Annotated in this window: 15 protein-coding genes and 2 pseudogenes; 11 read left to right on the plus strand and 6 right to left on the minus strand. The window is 72.3% G+C overall.

Features of this window, described 5'->3' with window-relative positions; translation table 11 throughout:
* Window positions 1-290 precede the first annotated feature (290 nt).
* Window positions 291-716, plus strand: coding sequence for a CBS domain-containing protein (locus ABD335_RS02670; RefSeq protein WP_344320387.1), 426 nt, complete (start codon window positions 291-293; stop codon window positions 714-716).
* 44 nt (window positions 717-760) lie between these two features.
* Complete coding sequence (locus ABD335_RS02675) at window positions 761-1,174, plus strand: DUF2267 domain-containing protein (RefSeq protein WP_344320388.1); 414 nt, start codon at window positions 761-763, stop codon at window positions 1,172-1,174.
* Window positions 1,175-1,830: 656 nt separating this feature from the next.
* Here ABD335_RS02675 and ABD335_RS02680 read toward each other — a convergent pair.
* A complete protein-coding gene (locus ABD335_RS02680; protein ID WP_344320389.1) occupies window positions 1,831-2,253 on the minus strand; it encodes a RidA family protein in 423 nt (140 codons plus the stop codon).
* A 120-nt stretch (window positions 2,254-2,373) separates the two neighbouring features.
* Window positions 2,374-2,733: an ArsR/SmtB family transcription factor gene (locus ABD335_RS02685; RefSeq protein ID WP_344320390.1), complete on the minus strand. Its 360-nt coding sequence runs from the start codon at window positions 2,731-2,733 to the stop codon at window positions 2,374-2,376.
* A 137-nt stretch (window positions 2,734-2,870) separates the two neighbouring features.
* Between ABD335_RS02685 and ABD335_RS02690 the strand changes: the two genes are divergently transcribed.
* The 3 genes from ABD335_RS02690 (at window position 2,871) to ABD335_RS02700 (ending at window position 6,531) form a co-directional block, all read left to right on the plus strand.
* Window positions 2,871-4,040, plus strand: coding sequence for an MFS transporter (locus ABD335_RS02690; RefSeq protein WP_344320391.1), 1,170 nt, complete (start codon window positions 2,871-2,873; stop codon window positions 4,038-4,040).
* 1,119 nt (window positions 4,041-5,159) lie between these two features.
* Entirely contained in the window at window positions 5,160-5,768 is a 609-nt protein-coding gene (locus ABD335_RS02695; protein WP_344320392.1) for an ArsR/SmtB family transcription factor, read from the plus strand.
* Window positions 5,769-5,796: 28 nt separating this feature from the next.
* Window positions 5,797-6,531, plus strand: coding sequence for an SRPBCC family protein (locus ABD335_RS02700; RefSeq protein WP_344320393.1), 735 nt, complete (start codon window positions 5,797-5,799; stop codon window positions 6,529-6,531).
* Between the two features lie 452 nt (window positions 6,532-6,983).
* Here the strand turns inward: ABD335_RS02700 and ABD335_RS02705 are convergent, their stop codons facing one another.
* Window positions 6,984-7,352, minus strand: a complete 369-nt coding sequence (locus tag ABD335_RS02705) for an MmyB family transcriptional regulator (protein ID WP_344320394.1) — start codon at window positions 7,350-7,352, stop codon at window positions 6,984-6,986.
* Window positions 7,353-7,375: 23 nt separating this feature from the next.
* Here ABD335_RS02705 and ABD335_RS02710 point away from each other — a divergent pair, with 23 nt between their 5' ends.
* The 4 genes from ABD335_RS02710 (at window position 7,376) to ABD335_RS02725 (ending at window position 11,391) form a co-directional block, all read left to right on the plus strand.
* Window positions 7,376-7,780 (plus strand): Rossmann-fold NAD(P)-binding domain-containing protein, encoded by a 405-nt coding sequence (locus tag ABD335_RS02710; RefSeq protein ID WP_344320395.1) that lies wholly within the window; start codon window positions 7,376-7,378, stop codon window positions 7,778-7,780.
* 256 nt (window positions 7,781-8,036) lie between these two features.
* Window positions 8,037-8,681: an NADPH-dependent F420 reductase gene (locus tag ABD335_RS02715; RefSeq protein WP_344320396.1), complete on the plus strand. Its 645-nt coding sequence runs from the start codon at window positions 8,037-8,039 to the stop codon at window positions 8,679-8,681.
* Window positions 8,682-9,089: 408 nt separating this feature from the next.
* A complete protein-coding gene (locus ABD335_RS02720) occupies window positions 9,090-10,034 on the plus strand; it encodes an RNA polymerase sigma-70 factor (RefSeq protein ID WP_344320398.1) in 945 nt (314 codons plus the stop codon).
* Window positions 10,035-10,191: 157 nt separating this feature from the next.
* The gene (locus tag ABD335_RS02725; protein WP_344320399.1) at window positions 10,192-11,391 is read left to right on the plus strand and encodes an NAD(P)/FAD-dependent oxidoreductase; all 1,200 of its coding nucleotides are present in this window, start codon (window positions 10,192-10,194) and stop codon (window positions 11,389-11,391) included.
* Window positions 11,392-12,056: 665 nt separating this feature from the next.
* On the opposite strand, the gene ABD335_RS02730 is transcribed toward ABD335_RS02725, so the two are convergent.
* Entirely contained in the window at window positions 12,057-12,674 is a 618-nt protein-coding gene (locus ABD335_RS02730) for a TOPRIM nucleotidyl transferase/hydrolase domain-containing protein (RefSeq protein ID WP_344320400.1), read from the minus strand.
* Between the two features lie 183 nt (window positions 12,675-12,857).
* Window positions 12,858-13,520, minus strand: coding sequence for a helix-turn-helix domain-containing protein (locus ABD335_RS02735; RefSeq protein ID WP_344320401.1), 663 nt, complete (start codon window positions 13,518-13,520; stop codon window positions 12,858-12,860).
* Between ABD335_RS02735 and ABD335_RS02740 the strand changes: the two genes are divergently transcribed.
* Window positions 13,507-15,051: a flavin-containing monooxygenase gene (locus ABD335_RS02740; protein ID WP_344320402.1), complete on the plus strand. Its 1,545-nt coding sequence runs from the start codon at window positions 13,507-13,509 to the stop codon at window positions 15,049-15,051. The genes ABD335_RS02735 and ABD335_RS02740 overlap by 14 nt on opposite strands.
* Before the next feature lie 88 nt (window positions 15,052-15,139).
* A pseudogene (locus tag ABD335_RS02755) lies at window positions 15,140-16,317 on the plus strand (aldehyde dehydrogenase family protein).
* Window positions 16,318-16,371: 54 nt separating this feature from the next.
* Here the strand turns inward: ABD335_RS02755 and ABD335_RS30720 are convergent.
* Window positions 16,372-16,473: pseudogene (locus ABD335_RS30720) on the minus strand (IS5/IS1182 family transposase); the annotation flags it as partial.
* Window positions 16,474-16,667: the final 194 nt, after the last annotated feature.

Below are 16,667 nucleotides of genomic sequence, written 5' to 3' on the forward strand. Positions count from 1 at the left end.
CCGAGGCGCGTTCCGCCGCGGTGCCGACCCGGCCCCGTGCTCCTCGTGGCCGCCGGCACCGCGCGGGTCCGCGGAACCTCACCGTCGAGAGGGGAACCGTCCCCCGGCTCCGGGCGCACGGCGGCGTGGATGCCGAACAGGCATTTGCCGCAAGCGGCGGCAGGGGCTGCCCGCCCGGTGCTCGGATGCGACTGAAGCCGGGCAGGAGCAGACTGAAACACGTGCATACGTGGCACAGCGGACAAATGTCGGCACATCCGCTGTGACGAGTCGATTCATGGAGGTGTCCGATGGCGCAGATGGTGCGAGAGGTCATGACGGCCCCGCCGGTCGAGGTGAGCCCGCAGGCCTACGTCACCGACGTCGCCCGCCGCATGCGGGAGGAGGACATCGGCGCGGTGCTGGTGACGGAGGACGGGCACCTGCGCGGCCTGGTGACCGACCGGGACCTGACCATACGAGTCCTGGCCGAAGGCGGTGACGTCAGCGGCACGCGTGTGCGCGAGGCGTGCAGTACGGAACTGGTCAGCGTCACCCCCGACGATCGGATCGACCGGGCCGTGCAGCTCATGCGGGAGAAGGCCGTCCGCCGCCTGCCGGTGGTCGACCCCGACCGTGACCGCGCGGTGGGCATCGTCGCCCTCGGCGACCTGGCCGTCGAACGCGACCCCGGCTCCGCGTTGGGCCACATCAGCGCCGCCGACCCCAACCAGTAGAAGGAGCACCGACAGCGACGACAGCGAGGAACCGGAGGAACACGATGGATCACGACACCTTCATCGGACAGGTCCAGGCCCGGTCCCACCTGGAGAGCCGGGGCAGGGCCGAGGCCGCCACCCGTGCCACTCTGGAGACCCTGGCCGAGCGTGTCCCCGCCTCCCTGGCGGACAACCTCGCGGCCCAACTGCCGCAGGAGATCGGTGAACACCTGCGCCGCGTCGCCACCGCTCCGGACCAGTCGGACACCGGCACGCGCATGACCTACCGCGAGTTCCTCGACCGCGTCGCCCAGCGCTCGGGCGACGACGTCCCCAAGGCCGCCTACGAGGCCCGCTGCGTCATCGAGGTCGTCGGGGAAGCCACCCAGGGCGGTCTGATGGACAAGGTCCGTCGGTCCCTGGACGACGAACTCGCCGAGGTCCTCTTCGCCGGCAGCGCCGGGCGCATCGCCTGACCCGCGGGCACGGACCCGAATCCTGGACCGTGCCCGTGCCATCCGGGAGGCGAGGCGGTCCTCCTGGTCCGGTGCCGCTCGGTGCGGGGCGGCGTCGGGGCCGCCCGACCCGGTCGGTCGGATCCTCCCGTGCCTCACGGAGCCCGACCGTCTGTGCGGAGCGGTCAGGGGGATCGCCCCTGGCCTCCGTCGCCTCTGTCGACGCGTCCGGTCGTACCCGGCCGACGGGACGGGCTCCGTGGTGACCCGGCGTCATCGGCAGGTGGCGCCGATTCTCCTGGCCACGGTGGACTCCTGTCGGCCCCTCGCTCGGAGGTGGCGGTGTCGACGGCCTTGCGCGTGACACGGATGTCACCGCAGGTGTCGTCGACAGGTCCACGCTGCGCTTGCCGGGAACTCCGGCATTCGGCGCCCGTTCTCGACGCCCGCCCGGTCCGGCCGTTGCTCGGCGTCCTGCCCGCGGACCGGGGCACGAACCACGTGGACACACTCCGACACGAGCCTTTCCCACCCGGGGCAGGGGGCGGTGAGGCCGAGAGCGGAGGGCTGTACGACGTGGCCACCCGTTCCCCCGCACCGGGCGCAGTCCGCCGGTCGGTGTCAGCGGAGTCTCGGCGGGGGACACGAGGGCCGGATGGTCGGGTCGGGGTGGAGGGTCAGGCGGCGCCCGGCGAAGCCGGTCGTACGGCGACCGCGTCGACCTCGAACAGCATTCCGGGCAGTGCGAGCGAGGCGACACCGCTCAGCGTCTGGGCCGGCAGCCGGTTCCCGAAGCGCGCGTGCAGCGCGTTGCCGAGGATGTCCAGCTTGTCGAGGTCGTGGTCGACGATGTACGTCCCGAGCCGGACGACGTGCTCGAAGCCGAGTCCCACGCCCTCCAGTGCCAGGCGCAGCCGGTCGAAGGCCAGGTCCACCTGGGTGGCGAAGTCGCCGGGCACGGGGGCGCCGGTGGGGTCGGAGGCGTACTGGCCGGCGATGAAGACGAGTTCCCCGGGCGCCGAGACGGCGTGGCTGTAGCCGAACGGCGTCGGGTCGTGGAGGGTGGCCGGGTTGGAGATCACGCGCTGGTCATGCTTCACAACCGGGAATTCCTTCCGTGGGTACGGCCGCCACACAGGCGGCCAGGGTGAGGATGACGACGGCGGGGGAGGAGCGGGCGGGTTCCACCACGGGACGGTGCCCGGGGTGCCGGTGCGGTGTCACGGTCGCTCCGGTTTCGATCGGGGAGCGGCCGACGAGGCCGGACGGGACCGGCGCAACTGGTCCAGCACCGCGTCGAGCAGTCCGGGGAAGCGCGCGTCGAGGTCGTCGCGTCGCAGGCTCACGTAGCGGGTGCGACCTTCCACCGTGGTCCAGGTGACGCCGGACTCGCGCAGTACCCGGTAGTGGTGGGACATCGTCGTGCGGTGGACGTCGACTCCTTCGCTGATGCCCGAGCAGCTCTCCCTCTCCTCGTCCGCCAAGCGCGCGACGATGTGCAGGCGCACCGGGTCCGCCAGCGCGTGCAGGACGTCGACCAGCTTGATGTCGTCGACCGCCGGCTGTGTCAACTCGCGCATGGCCCACCACTCCGAACCTTCATGCGGATCACTCTATCCAACACGTGGATGCGTGGACAATAATCCACATGTTTGTCGGCGTCATGCCCCGCCGCACCCCTCGTCTTCTGTCGACCGGTCAGCGGAAAGGATGGTCCGTGTACAAGCGACTGTTACCTCTCGCGTTGGCGACATTCGCCGTCGGCACCGACGGCTTCGTCATCGCGGGCCTGCTCCCGTCCATCGCCGACGACCTCGACGTCGGCATCCCCGCCGCGGGCCAGCTGGTCACCGCGTTCGCGCTGACGTTCGCGGTGGCCGCACCCGTCCTGGGCTGGGCCACCAGCACCATGGACCGACGCACCGCCCTGCTGCTCGCCTTGAGCGTGTTCGTCCTCGGCAACGCGGCCACGGCCCTGGGCACCTCCTACACCGCCGTCATGACCGCCCGCATCATCACGGCGGCCGGCGCCGGCATCATCACCTCCACCTCGTCCAGCGCCGCCGCTGCCGTCACGCCACCGGACAAGCGCGGCCGGGCCTTGGCGTTCGTCCTCGGCGGTCTGACCCTCTCCAGCGCGGTCGGCCTTCCGCTGGGCACGCTCATCGGCCGCGGCGACTGGCGCGTGACGCTGTGGGCGGTGGCGGCGCTCGGCCTCGTGTCGGCGCTCGGCGTCGCCGTCGGCCTCCCGAGGATCGCCCTGCCCGCCACCACCTTCCGGGCACGGCTTGCCCCGCTCAGGGAGCGCTGGGTGCTGGACGTCCTGGCGGTCACCGTGCTCGCCCTGGCCGGCGCGTACCTGCTGTACACCTACATCGGCGCGGCGCTGGAGGACGTCACCGACGGCTCCGAGAACGTGCTGACCACGGTGCTCCTCGTGTACGGGCTCGGCGTGGTCGGCGGCAACCTGCTGGCCGGACGGCTCTCCGACCGCTTCGACCCCGAGCGGGTGCTGCTCGCCGGTCTCGCCGTCACCATCGTCGTGCTCGTCGCCGCCGAACCGGCCGTCCAGCACCTCGCGACCACCTTGGTGTGGGCAGCCGTCTGGGGCGTGTGCGTGGGCCTGCCGACAGTCCCTCAGCAGCACCGTCTCGTCGCCCACGCCCCGTCCGCCACGCCGGTGCTGCTGGGACTGAACTCGTCGGCGGTCTACATCGGCGTCGCGCTGGGCGGCGCCCTGGGCGGATTCGCGCAACGCTGGGTGAGCCCCGAACGGCTGGGAGTCCCCGCGGCGGGCGTCACCGCCGTCGGCCTCCTCCTGGCGCTTGCGAGCGCCCGGCGGAACGCGAAGCGGACCGCGACCGAGCCGAGCCCCGCCACGACCTGAACGACGAGCGGCGACAACACCGACCCACCGCCTGTGGTCCGCCGCGCCGCCGGCGGCGGACCAGGCCGTGCCCCGGCCCCACGGCCCGCACTGTTCGGGCATGTCCCGCCATGGGATGCCGGTACGGACCCGGAACCGTAGCCGTCGACCAGCTGCCGCCGGGTCCGTACCGGTGGCCGGCCGGGCCTCCCTTTGGCAACAGCCGCCCCGATGGGTTCCCTTGGCCGTCCGTCAGGTCTTCACCGCGCCACGCGCCAAGCTCGTCTCACCGTCTCGTCTCCGGCCGGCTCCGCCTGACGGCCACCATGCTCCTCCCAGGGAAGCCGCGGCGGCAACGCTTGCGTTCGCACGCTGATGCCAACGGTCACCTACCCGGGTGAGCGGCGGGGACTTCGGCGAACCGGCGAACGACCGTTCTGGGATGGTGATACAGGCCATCGACTTCGACACCGGCAACGCGCAGACGGTGTTCGACGCCATGCGGCCCACAAGCGCAGACCAGGTCACGGTGGCGACCTGGGCCGAGGCGATCAAGGACTACTACAGCCCCGACAAGGCCGGCACCCCCGGTGACCGCCCGGTCGGTGCACCGAACACCGGACCCGCACCGCGGGTCCGCGATCCCGGTGCCGCGCCTCGGCTGCGGCACCTGCTCCACGGGCAGCCGGCCTCCCGCGTGCCGTGTGCCGTGTGCCGTGTGCCGCGGCGGAGGCGGGCGTGCCCGACCTCCTCGAGGCCGACGGACCGGCCTCGGCCGAAGTGCTTGCCGACCGCGCGGGCCTGCACGCTGATGCGCTGCGCCGCACACCGCACGCCCTGAGTGCCTACGGCGTCGTCGAAGGACTTCCGGACAGGCGTTACGGGCCGGCCGTCCCCGAGGACACCGGGGCTGGGCAGAGGCACTCGTCCGGCCCCACGCTGTGCGTTCGCAGGGCCGCGCCCACTGCTTTTCCCGGTGCCCGGTGCCTCCCCTGCCGGCCACGGCCCGGTTCCTCCAGCACCCGACCCCGCTCAGCCGTCAGTTCGGCGGCAGGCGGCTGACCTGCCGCCTCGGACGTCCGCCTCGCCGAAAACTCGAACTGTATGGACAAAAAAAGTTTTCGGTGAGATGGTGGACCCATGCTGGACGTGACTGTGATCGAGGACCCCGAGGCGGCCGCCGTCTCGCTGGACCCCATCCGGGGCCGGCTCCTGGCCGAGCTGGCGGCGGGCCCCGCGTCGGCCACCATGCTGGCCGGGAAGGTCGGGCTGCCCCGACAGAAGGTGAACTACCACCTCAAGGCGCTGGAGCGGCACGGTCTGGTCGAGCTGGCGGGCGAGCGCCGCAAGGGCAACGTCACCGAGCGGCTGATGCGGGCGACCGCCGCGTCGTACGTCATCTCGCCGCTCGCCCTCGCCGCCGTGCAGCCCGACCCGGACCGCTTCCGGGACCAGCTCTCCGCACGCTGGCTGCTCGCCCTCGGCGCCCGGCTCGTCCGTGACGTCGGCGCGCTGATCACGGGCGCGGCGAAGGCCCGCAAACGGCTGGCGACGTACGCGCTCGACGGCGAGGTGCGCTTCGCCTCGGCCGACGACCGGGCCGCGTTCGTCCAGGAGTTGACGGCCGGTGTGAGCGCCCTGATCCGCAAGTACCACGCCGCCGACGCCGAAGGCGGCCGCGACCACCGGATCGTCGTCGCCCTCCATCCCACGGTCAAACCCCAGCCCGCCGAACTCTCCCACCCCTAATACGCCCACGCGCATCCAGGAGCCCACCATGTCCAAGGAATTCGAGATCGCCCGCGAGTTCGAGGTCGACGCCACGCCGCAGCAGGTGTGGGACGCCATCACCACCGGCACCGACGGCTGGCAGTGGCCGAGCGAGTGCGAGCCGCGCGAGGGCGGGGCCGCCGGCATGGGCCACACCGTCACCGTCTGGGACCCGCCGCACCGCTTCGCCGTCCGCGCCGAGAACCTGCAGGAGATCATCCCGACCCAGGCGCTCAACCAGCTCGACCACACCATCGAGCCGCGCGACGGGGGCCGGCGCGCCTGGGTGCGGTACGTCCACAGCGGCATCTTCACCGACGACTGGGACAACCAGTACGACGGCGCGAGCAAGCACACCGACTTCTACCTGCACACCCTGCGCGAGTACCTCGTCCACTTCGCGGGCCGCCCGGTCGCGTTCTCGACGCTCGACGGACCGGAGGCCTCGAAGGCGCCCAACGCCTTCGAGGCCGTGGGCCGGGCCCTCGGCCTCGCCGACGACACTGTCGAGGGCACGCGCGTACAGGTCCGCGGGCCCAAGGGGCGACTCCTGGACGCCGTGGTCGACTTCCGCAACCCCTGCTTCATCGGGCTGCGCACCGACGACGCCCTCCTCCGCTTCTTCGGTCGCAACCACTGGGGCGCCCCGGTCGGCATCTCCGTGCACGACTTCGCGCCGGACGCCGACGCCAAGGCGGACGAGGCCGCCTGGCAGGACTGGCTGGACGGGGTCTACGCCTGACTCCGCCGCCCTGCCGACGACCGCCCCGCCGGGATGCCCTCCGGCGGGGCGCCGCCGTCACCGTCCGCTGCCGTGGACACTGCGGCGGGTCGGCGGCGGCACCGTCGCCACGGACACGGCGGAGCCCGCGGGTTGCGACGGTTTCGCGGGCGCCCCGGTCCACACGGACGGCTTCGGCCATGTCTCGTCCACCGGCGGGTTCACGCTCGCGGTCGACGGCGAGGAGAGCCGTCCCCTCGGCATCGGCCCCGATCCGTACGAGTCGCTGCGCACCGACTCGCTGCGGTTCTTCACAAAGGTCCACGACGAGTCCTGGACCGGCCCGCCGACGCCGCCCCACACGGACGAGAAGCAACGTGAGCCGCACTCGAACGACGCGAAGAACCAGCGGAGGACCAGCACAGCCGCCGGTACGCGACGTCCCTCGGCGTCCTGCCGACGAGGAGCCGGCGTCAGGGGAGCGCGGTGGCGGTGCGGCCACCGGTGACGCGAAGGAGGTCGAGCTTCTCCGCACCGCTGCTTCCGGCCGCTGCCGTGTAGGTGACCATGCGCAGGTCCGCGCCCGGAACGATGAGGACGTCGCAGTCGAGCAGGATGTCGCCGACCTCGGGGTGTCGGATCGTCTTGCGGTCGGTGGTGTGCGGGGTCGCGGTCGCAGTGGCCCAGTGGCGGGCGAGGACGGCGGATGCGTCCCGCAGGTCGCGCACGAGCCGATCGAGCCGGGCGTCTCCGGGATAGCGGGACACGGCGTCCTTGAGGTCGGCGACGATCGACGCCGCGAAGGCGTCCTCGCCGCGCTCGGAGCGGACGGGGAGCATCATGGCGTGAGCGGTTCCGTACCGTGATGACGGGCGCGAGCCGCGGGATCGGCCGCATCGCCGCGGAACACATCCTGCGCCGGTCACCGGACGCGCACCTCCTCGTCGTCGCCAGTGGATCCTCCGGCGCACGGTCGGCCGCGGAGCTCGGCGCGGGCGGGCGCGCGGTCTCGCACGTCCCGATGGCCCTGACGCCGTTCGCCGCCGGCCGCGGTGCCGCCGGCCGCCGTCTCGCCGACGTCGTTCTCGGCGCGATCCAGGCGCCGACCGGCTCCTATGTGGACCGCGACCGGGCGGACCGCTCGTCGGAGGAGTCCTATGACCCACGCCGTGAAGGCGAGCTCTGGGAGGCCGTCGAACGGTTCACCGCGGCGTACGCCGCCAAGACGGACACGTTCTCGGACGACGCGGTGGGCGGTTCACCCCGATAGACCGGGCGGCGACCGAATGGCCGACCGAAAGCGCTGGAACGCGACCCCTGGTGATCGAGGTGGCCGACTCGCGCTTCGGTGTTCGCGTTCCCGCGGGCGGAGGAGGTGGACGGCGACACCGACCGCCCTGCGGGCACGGGAGTCGGCGGTCTCGTCGTGGTGAGTGGCGAGCGACCACAGAACCAGGACTTTGGTGCCGGCCCACCCGGGCCCGCGGTCCGATTCGCCGAGCCCCGACGACGGTTAGCGTCCCACCATGCGTATAGGACTACTTGGCACCGGCAACGTCGCCCGAGCACTGGCCCACGGCTGGAGCGCCGCAGGACACGACGTGCTCCTCGGATCACGCCGGCCCGAGGAGCGGACGGACCTCGGCCTCCCCGTGGCGAGCCTGAGCGAGACAGCCGCCCACGCGGAGGTACTGGTCAACGCCACCCCGGGGACCGTCTCCGTGGAGTTGCTGCGCTCCATCGGGGCACCGGCGCTGGCCGGCACTCTGCTGATCGATGTCGGGGTCGGTCTCTCCGACGACTTCACCGAGCTCTCGCACCCCAACAGCAGTCTGGGTGAACAGATCCAGGAAGCCTTCCCCCTGACCCCCGTCGTCAAGACGCTGTGCACCATGGACTCCACCGTGATGGTCGCCCCGGACGGTCTGGACGGCCCGAGCACCGTCTTCCTCTCCGGCGACGACGCCGAAGCCAAACGGACCACCGGCCGGCTGCTCACCGACCTCGGCTGGCCCCCGTCGTCCCAGTTGGACATCGGCGGGATCACCACCGCACGCGGACAGGAGCACTTCGCCCTGCTCTTCATGGGCATCGCGAACGGCCTGGGGTCTCACACGTTCAACATCAACGTGGTCACTCGTCCCCCTGCCCAGAGCCCGCCGTCCATGTGATCTTGACCGGGGGATCGTGGTCGAGCGGTACGTCGTCGCGAACTGCCGGACGGAGAACGGGACTTCGTCCGTCCACTGCCGCCCGAGCCGTTGCGGGGCCGCGCTGCCACCCGGAGACGACCGGAACGTGCCGCCCGCTCTGCCCGGAGAAGAAGACCGGAGCACTCCATCTGCTCACCGGGGGGATTTCCCGTCGATCTCAGCCCGTCGCGAAGGACCGGCCGAGGTCGGCAGGGCCTCGGCCTCCGGCCGGCGGACGCCGCTGCCACTCGTCCGGGCAGGGGAGCGACACGGCGAACCTCACGGCGAGTCGGTCCCCGGTCTCACCCGGAAGGCGCACACCAGGCCATCGAGCCGCGGAGCCGAAAGCAGCGCGTTGTTCCTCCACGAGCCCGTAGGATCCGGGCTATGCCGCTGACCGTGCAGGACGTGGACCGGTTCGAGGCCGCGAGGCCCCGTCTGGAGGCCATCGCCTACCGCCTCCTCGGCTCCGCGAGCGAGGCCGAGGACGCCGTGCAGGAGACCTTCCTGCGCTGGCAGTCCGCCGACGTCCGGCGCATCGAGGTCCCCGAGGCCTGGCTGACGAAGGTGCTCACCAACCTGTGCCTCAACCAGCTCACGTCGGCCCGCGCGCGGCGCGAGACCTATGTGGGTCAGTGGCTCCCCGAGCCACTGCTCGACGGGGACCCGATGCTCGGCCCGGCCGACACCGCCGAGCAGCGCGAGTCGGTCTCGTACGCGGTCCTCACCCTCATGGAGCGGCTGTCTCCCCATGAGCGAGCGGTGTACGTGCTGCGGGAGGCCTTCGACTACCCGCACCGGGAGATCGCCGAGATCCTCGATCTCACCGAGGCCGCCAGCCAGCAGATCTTCCACCGCGCCAAGAAGCACATCACGGCCGGCAAGGCCCGCGCCGAGGTCGACGAGGCCGCCGCCCGGCGGATCGTCGAGGAGTTCCTGACGGCCGCCACCAGCGGGAGGATCGAGCCGCTCGTGCGGCTGCTCACCGCCGACGCCGTCTCGATCGGCGACGGCGGCGGGAAGGTCCCGGCCCGCGCCAAGCCGTTCGAGGGCGCCCTCGCGGTCGCGAAGTTCATGCGAGGGCTGTTCAAACCCGCACAGTCCAAGCGCGCCCTGGCCGGCGGCTCACCCGAGGTCCACGTCACCACCGCCAACGGCGGCCCCGCCGTCGTGGCGGTCGTCGACGGCCGGGTCGTCGGCATCATGTGCCTGGAGGTCACCGCCGAGGGCATCGCCGCGTTCCGCAGCCAGGTCAACCCCGACAAGCTCGAACGCGCGACCGAGGTGTGGGCAGCCACCGAACATGGAGAACCCCTGTTCCACGCCTTCTGACCACGGTCTCCGGTGCTCCCCGTGCCGACGCGGGACGCCCCCGGCCCAGGTGTGAGCCGCCTCACACCAAGCTCCTGTCAGGAAACGACGCGCTGCCCGGTTCAAGAGGCGAACCCGCGCAAGACAAGGGCCGACCCGCGCAGACAGGAGCAGGAACATGCAGCACCGCGTCATCGTCCTCGGCGCCGGATACACCGGAGCCATCGCGGCCGGCCGCCTCGCCAAGCGGCTGCACCGTGACGACGTCGCCATCACCCTCGTCAACGCCGAGCCCGACTTCGTCGAGCGGGTCCGGATGCACCAGCTCGCCGTCGGCCAGGACCTGAGGCCCCGGCCCTTCAGCGAGATGTTCGCCGGCACCGGCGTCGAGCTGAGGCTCGCGAAGGTCACCGGCGTCGATGTCGACCGCAAGACCGTTGCCGTCGTCGACGCGGACGGCGGCGCCGGGGAGCTGGAGTACGACACCCTCGTGTACGCCCTCGGCAGCGGCTGGCACGACCAGGGCGTCCCCGGCGCCGCCGAGCACGCCCACGAGGTCGCGAGCCGGCCCGGAGCGCTCCGACTGCGCGAGCGCCTGGCCGGCCTGGACGCCGGACAGCCCGTGGTCGTCGTCGGCGGCGGCCTCACCGGCCTGGAGGTCGCGACCGAGATCGCCGAGGCCCGCCCGGACCTCGCTGTCGCCCTCGCCACCCGCGGCGGCCTCGGCGACTGGCTCTCGGACAAGGGCCGCGGGCACCTGCGGAAGATCTTCGGCAAGCTCGGCATCACCGTGCACGAGCACGCCGCCGTCACCGGCGTCGAGGCCGACCGCGTCACCACCGCCGACGGCAAGGCCATCCCGGCCGCGGTCACCGTGTGGACCACCGGCTTCGCGGTCCACCCGGTCGCGCGGGCCACCGCCCTGGAGGTCACCGACACGGGCCGGATCGTGGTCGACGGAACCATGCGCTCGGTCTCGCACCCGGACGTGTACGCCATCGGCGACGCGGCCATGGCGGTGGGCCCCGGCGACAAGCCGCTGCGGATGTCGTGCGCCTCGGGCGTCCCCACCGCGTGGCAGGCCGCCGACGCCATCGCGGCGCGTCTGACCGGTGGGAAGCTCCCGAACACGCCGATCCGCTACTTCAACCAGTGCATCTCGCTGGGCCGCAGGGAAGGCCTGATCCAGTACGTCACCGCCGACGACCGAGCCGTCGGCGCGGCCCTGACCGGCCGGCTCGCCGCCGTCTACAAGGAACTGGTCTGCAAGGGCGCGGCCTGGGGCGTCGCCAACCCGACCCTCGGCCTGCCGACCCGTCGCCGCCGCGTCGTACGGGAGGCGGTCCGGACGGGCTCGGTCGTCAAGGCGTCGGCCTGACTCGCACAGTGAAGCGGGTGCCCACGACGCGGGGCACCCGCTTCACCGCCGACATGGAGATCCGGTCCGCGCCCGGCCCGGAGCGACGGGCGGCCAGGTGCCCCGACCTCGCGGCGTGCCCCGAACCCACCCGTGCCGCGTGCATGACGGCAAGCCCGACGGCAGTCACGCCACACGCCGCCCGACGATCACGCCTGCCGGCGATCGGGGCGCGCGGGAGGACGACCACCCCAACGGCCCGCCCGATCCCGGCGACCCGAGTCGTTGTCTCGCCGCACGCGTGTGCGGCGGTCCGGGATGATGGCCGGATGGCGAGGACGGGGTGGCCGAAGGCCGAGCCGGTACCGACCGACGAGGAGCGCGAGGCCCCGACGCGCCGGCCATCCGAGGCGAATCCCCGACGCGGCGCACCAGGAGCCGCCCCCGGAGGGCCCGCAACCGCCTGACCCGTCCCCGCGCGACAGGACGTCCGCACCACCCGCCGGCAGCACCAGGCCCGCCGCAGCCACTACGGACGAGGAGACCACAGCCCACCGGAGCCGTGAACCTCGTCACCGCAAACGCACGTGCAGCACCAAGTCCCCACACCCTCCGGGTGCTGCGCGTGGTCGAGAAGATCCCGGCGCTCGCCCGGGTTCCTCGCCGGGATGGACGTCGCCCGGCGGTCAGAGGTTGGTGAGCAGGCCGTCGAGTGGGGCGGGTATGCGGTCGGGGTCGAGGGCCTCGACGAGGACGCGGCCGTAGTGGATCTTGCGTCCCTTCTTCGTGCCGAGGAAGCGCCGCAACTGCTGCTGCGCGGTGCGGCCCCGCTGTGCGGGCTGGCGCAGGAAGGTCTGCAGGGCGCGCAGGTCGCCCTCCGCCCGGACGAGTTCCTCCACCCGTGTCACGCCCAGCGCGCGGATGAGTTCGTCCTCCAGGTCCGCCGCGCAGACGAAGAAACCTTGCCGCCCTGCGCTGGCCCGTTCCCAGCCGCGGGCGTAGTAGGGACGCTCCGCCTCGTCGCACAGTCCCGTGAGGCGGAGGCCCAGGCCGGATGGCCCGAGGAGGCGGGCGAAGCGTCCGACGCTCATCGCACCGCCCATCGGCAGGACGCAGACTCCCTCGGCCGCCAGGTTCCGGCCGCGGCTCGCGGCCAGCGCGTTGACCGCCGCGACGTCGCTCGGCCCTTCGAGCAGGACGGCCGCCCGGACGGACAGCCGCGCGGCCAGCTCGCGCGCGGGGTCGCCGGGACCACCGGCCGCCCATGCGGTGATCGCCTCCCGGAACGCCCCCATGTCGGCCATGGGACGAGTCTCCGTCCTTTCCGGCCACCACGCCAGGGAATTTCCGCCGGCGCTTCCCGGTCGCCGTACCGCCGTCGGCCGCCGCCCCGGGCGGACGCAGGCGCCGACTCCGCCGTCCAGCGCTCGACTTCGGCCATCGCCCCGTACCCCCGTCACGACCCCGGTTCCGGAAGCCCGGCGCGTTCACAGCGCCCTCTGCTCCGGGGCCTCGATGCCGAGTGCGCGCATCTTGCGGTAGAGCGTGGTGCGGCCGATCCCGAGCAGGTCCGCGGCGCGGGACCGGTTGCCTGCCGCCTGTGCCGGCGCGGCCACGATGGCGTCGCGCTCCACGGACTCGATGCGGGTGAGCGGCCGGCGCCGCACGGCGGCACGCAGGTGCGGCGGCAGGTGCTCGTGCCAGATCATCCGACCGGGCCGGTCATGCGCCAGTTTCTCCAGGGTCCGGCGCAACTCGGCCACGTTGCCGGGCCAGTTCCAGCGCAGGAACGCCTGCAGGGCCGCCGAGGACAGCGTGCAGCGGCGGGCCGGCTCCAGCGAGTCGAGGATGGACCGGATCAGCTCGGGGATCCGCTCGCGGGTGGTCGCCAGCGCCGGGACCTCCACGCGTTCGGCGATCTGGGACACCAGCTCGGTGACCGCGGGGGAGCAGACCTGCGGATTGAGGGTGAGCACGAGTCGGGCACGCGGCGCCACCGGGTCGGCCCCGTCGTCCCGAGCCGAGGTACCGGCCCCGTGCGCCAGGGCGGCCAGGGCCTTGACCCGGTTGACCTCCTCCTGGGGCAGGCTCTCCAGGTGCCGCACGATCACGCTCCGGTCGTGCCGGAGCGCCCGGATGGCCTCCTCCACCCAGGACCGTGCCGCTCCGGAACCCAGCAGAGCGGCGTCCCAGGTTGTCGGCGCCGCGCTCCGGGGCTCCTGGCCCGTCTCCATCCGGCACGCCCCGGGCGGCCGGTTCCTGCGGCTCACGGTCCGCGCCTTCGACAAGGCCGGAGGCGTCGGCGGCACCTGGTACTGGAACCGGTACCCCGGCGCCCTGTCGGACACCGAGAGCTTCGTGTACCGCTACTCCTTCGACAAGGACCTGCTCCAGGAGGGGAACTGGAGCCGAAGCTACCTGACCCAGCCGGAGATCCTCGCCTACCTCGAGCATGTCGTGGAGCGCTACGACCTCGGCCGCGACATCCGGCTCGACACCGGCGTCGAGGCCGCCGTGTTCGACGAGGCGCGCGCCGTGTGGGAGATCCGGACCGACACCGGCGAGACCTTCACGGCACGCTACCTCGTGACCGCGCTGGGACTGCTCTCGAAGACCAACCTCCCCGACATCCCGGGACGCGACACGTTCGCGGGCGAGCTGGTGCACACCGGCGCCCGGCCCGAGGATCTCGACATCACGGGCAAGCGGGTCGGCGTGATCGGCACCGGCTCCACCGGGACCCAGTTCATCTGCGCGGCCGCCCCTGTCGTGGAGCACCTGACGGTCTTCCAGCGCTCGGCCCAGTACAGCGCCCCGTCGGGCAACCGCCCCGTCAGCGCGTCCGAGATCGCGGAGATCAAGGCGGACTACGACCGGATCCGGAAGGACGTGCGCGACTCGGCCGTCGCGTTCGGATGCAAGGAGAGCGAAGTCCCGGCGATGAGCGTCTCCGAGGAGGAGCGCCGGCGCGTGTTCCAGGAGAACTGGGACATCGGCGGCGGCTTCCGCTTCATGTTCGGCACCTTCTGCGACATCGCCACCGACCCCGACGCAAACGAGGCCGCGGCCTCGTTCATCCGCTCGAAGATCGCCGAGATCACGCCGAAGGGCGTGCGGACCGCGGACGGCGTCGAACACGAGCTGGACGTCCTGGTCTTCGCGACCGGGTTCGACGCCGTGGACGGCAACCACACCCGCATGGACCTGCGCGGCCGGGGCGGACGGCACATCACGGACCACTGGCGCAGCGGTCCCACCGGCTACCTCGGGATCTCCACCGCCGGCTTCCCGAGCATGTTCATGATCCTGGGGCCGAACGGGCCCTTCACGAACCTGCCCCCGAGCATCGAGGTCCAGGTCGAGTGGATCTCCGACCTGATCAAGGACGCCGAGCGGTCCGGCACGGACACCGTCGAGGCGACCCGGGAGGCCGAGGCCGGTTGGACCGCCACCTGCAAGGAGATCGCCGACATGACGCTGTTCCCGAAGGCCCAGTCGTGGATCTTCGGCGCGAGCATCCCGGGAAAGACCCCCACCGTCGTGTTCTACCTGGCCGGTCTCAAGAACTACCGGGCCGTGCTCGACGACGTGACCGGTGACAACTACCGAGGGTTCCGGTTCTCCAGGCGCTCCGAGCAGGCCGCCGGGAACGGCTCCGAGTTCATCGCGCCCGCGCGGTGAGCCCGGCACGGCGGCATCCGGACCGCCGTGGACGCGGCGGATCGCCGCACACCGCACCTACCGTCCGGACGCGAGAAGTGAGGAAGGCATGAGCTGTTACGCCACCGTCAATCCGGCGACCGGAGAGCGCGTCACGGAGTACCCCGTGGCCTCCGATCAGGAGGCCGAGAGCTCCCTGACCCGTGCCCACTCCGCCTACCGGAAGTGGCGGGAGACCCCGCTGCGGCAACGCGCCGACGTGCTGCGCCGCGTGGCGGAGCTGTACCGGGAACGCGCCGACGAGCTCGCCCGGACGCTGACCCTGGAGACGGGCAAGCCGATCGCCGAGGCCAAGGGCGAGGTCGCGCTGGCCGCCTCCATCTACGGAGTACCACGCCGAGAACGGCGCGACGTTCCCGGAGGACGAGCGGCTCGAGGTCGCCGGCGGCGGCGAGGCGATCGTCCGCACCGAGCCCATCGGGGCACTCGTCGGGATCATGCCCTGGAACTTCCCCCACTACCAGGTGGCCCGCTTCGCCGCGCCGAACATCGTGCTCGGCAACACGATCATCCTCAAGCACGCCCGGAACTGCCCGCACTCGAACTCGGCGGCTCCGACCCGTTCATCGTGCTCGACGCCGACAACCTGGACGGGACCGTCGCCGCCGCCGTGAAGAACCGCGTGTACAACGCCGGACAGGCGTGCACCGCCTCCAAGCGCTTCATCGTGCTGGAGGACGTCTACGACGCCTTCCTCGACCGGTTCGTCGAGGCCATGCGGCAGTGCCTGCCCGGTGATCCGATGGATCCGACCACCGCTTTCGGTCCGCTCGCCTCGCGGAGCACCGTGGACGAGTTGGCCGAGCAGGTCGAGGACGCCGTCGCCAAGGGGGCGACGCTGCTCGTCGGCGGGCACCGGATCGACGGGCCGGGCGCCTTCCACGAGGGACCGTCCTGGCCGGGGTGACCCCTGATATGCGCGCCTACACCGAGGAGTTGTTCGGCCCCGTCGCCGTCGTCCACAAGGTGGCCTCGGCGGAGGAAGCCGTCGCCCTGGCGAACGGTTCGCCCTTCGGGCCGGCCGCCTCCGTCTTCACCTCGAACCTCGCGCAGGCTCGTGAACTGGCCGAACGCCGCGAAAGCGGCATGGTCTGGATCAACGGCGTCAGCAGGAGCGCCCCCGACCTCCCGCTCGGCGGCGTCGAGCGCTCCGGTGTGGGACGCGAACTCGGCAGGTACGGCATCAACGAGTTCGCCAACAAGAAGCTCATCCGCATCCCGTGCTGAACCGCTCCGGGGCCGGTGGGCAGGGGGACCGCCGGACCCGGCTCCGGTCGGTGCGACGGTCCTCCACGGCCCGAACCGTTCGGGCAGGTCACGCCACCGCACCCCGGTCCGCACCCGGCGCCGGCCGTGGTGCCGGTTCGCGCGGCCGACCGCCGGTCACCGTCGGCGACACCCGGCACGCGATGGTGGTGTTGCTCGACGGCGCTCGACGGCGAGGGCGATCCCGCCGGACACGCCGTGGCCCCGAGAGCCGGCGGCTGGAGCGAGGGCTTCGTCCCGGCGAACGGGCGGCACGACGAGTACCCCGACGAGGACACGGTCGTGAATTGGTCCGCAGGCGCCCGGGCGGC

The organism is Streptomyces macrosporus (genome assembly GCF_039533145.1).
GTDB lineage: Bacteria > Actinomycetota > Actinomycetes > Streptomycetales > Streptomycetaceae > Streptomyces > Streptomyces macrosporus.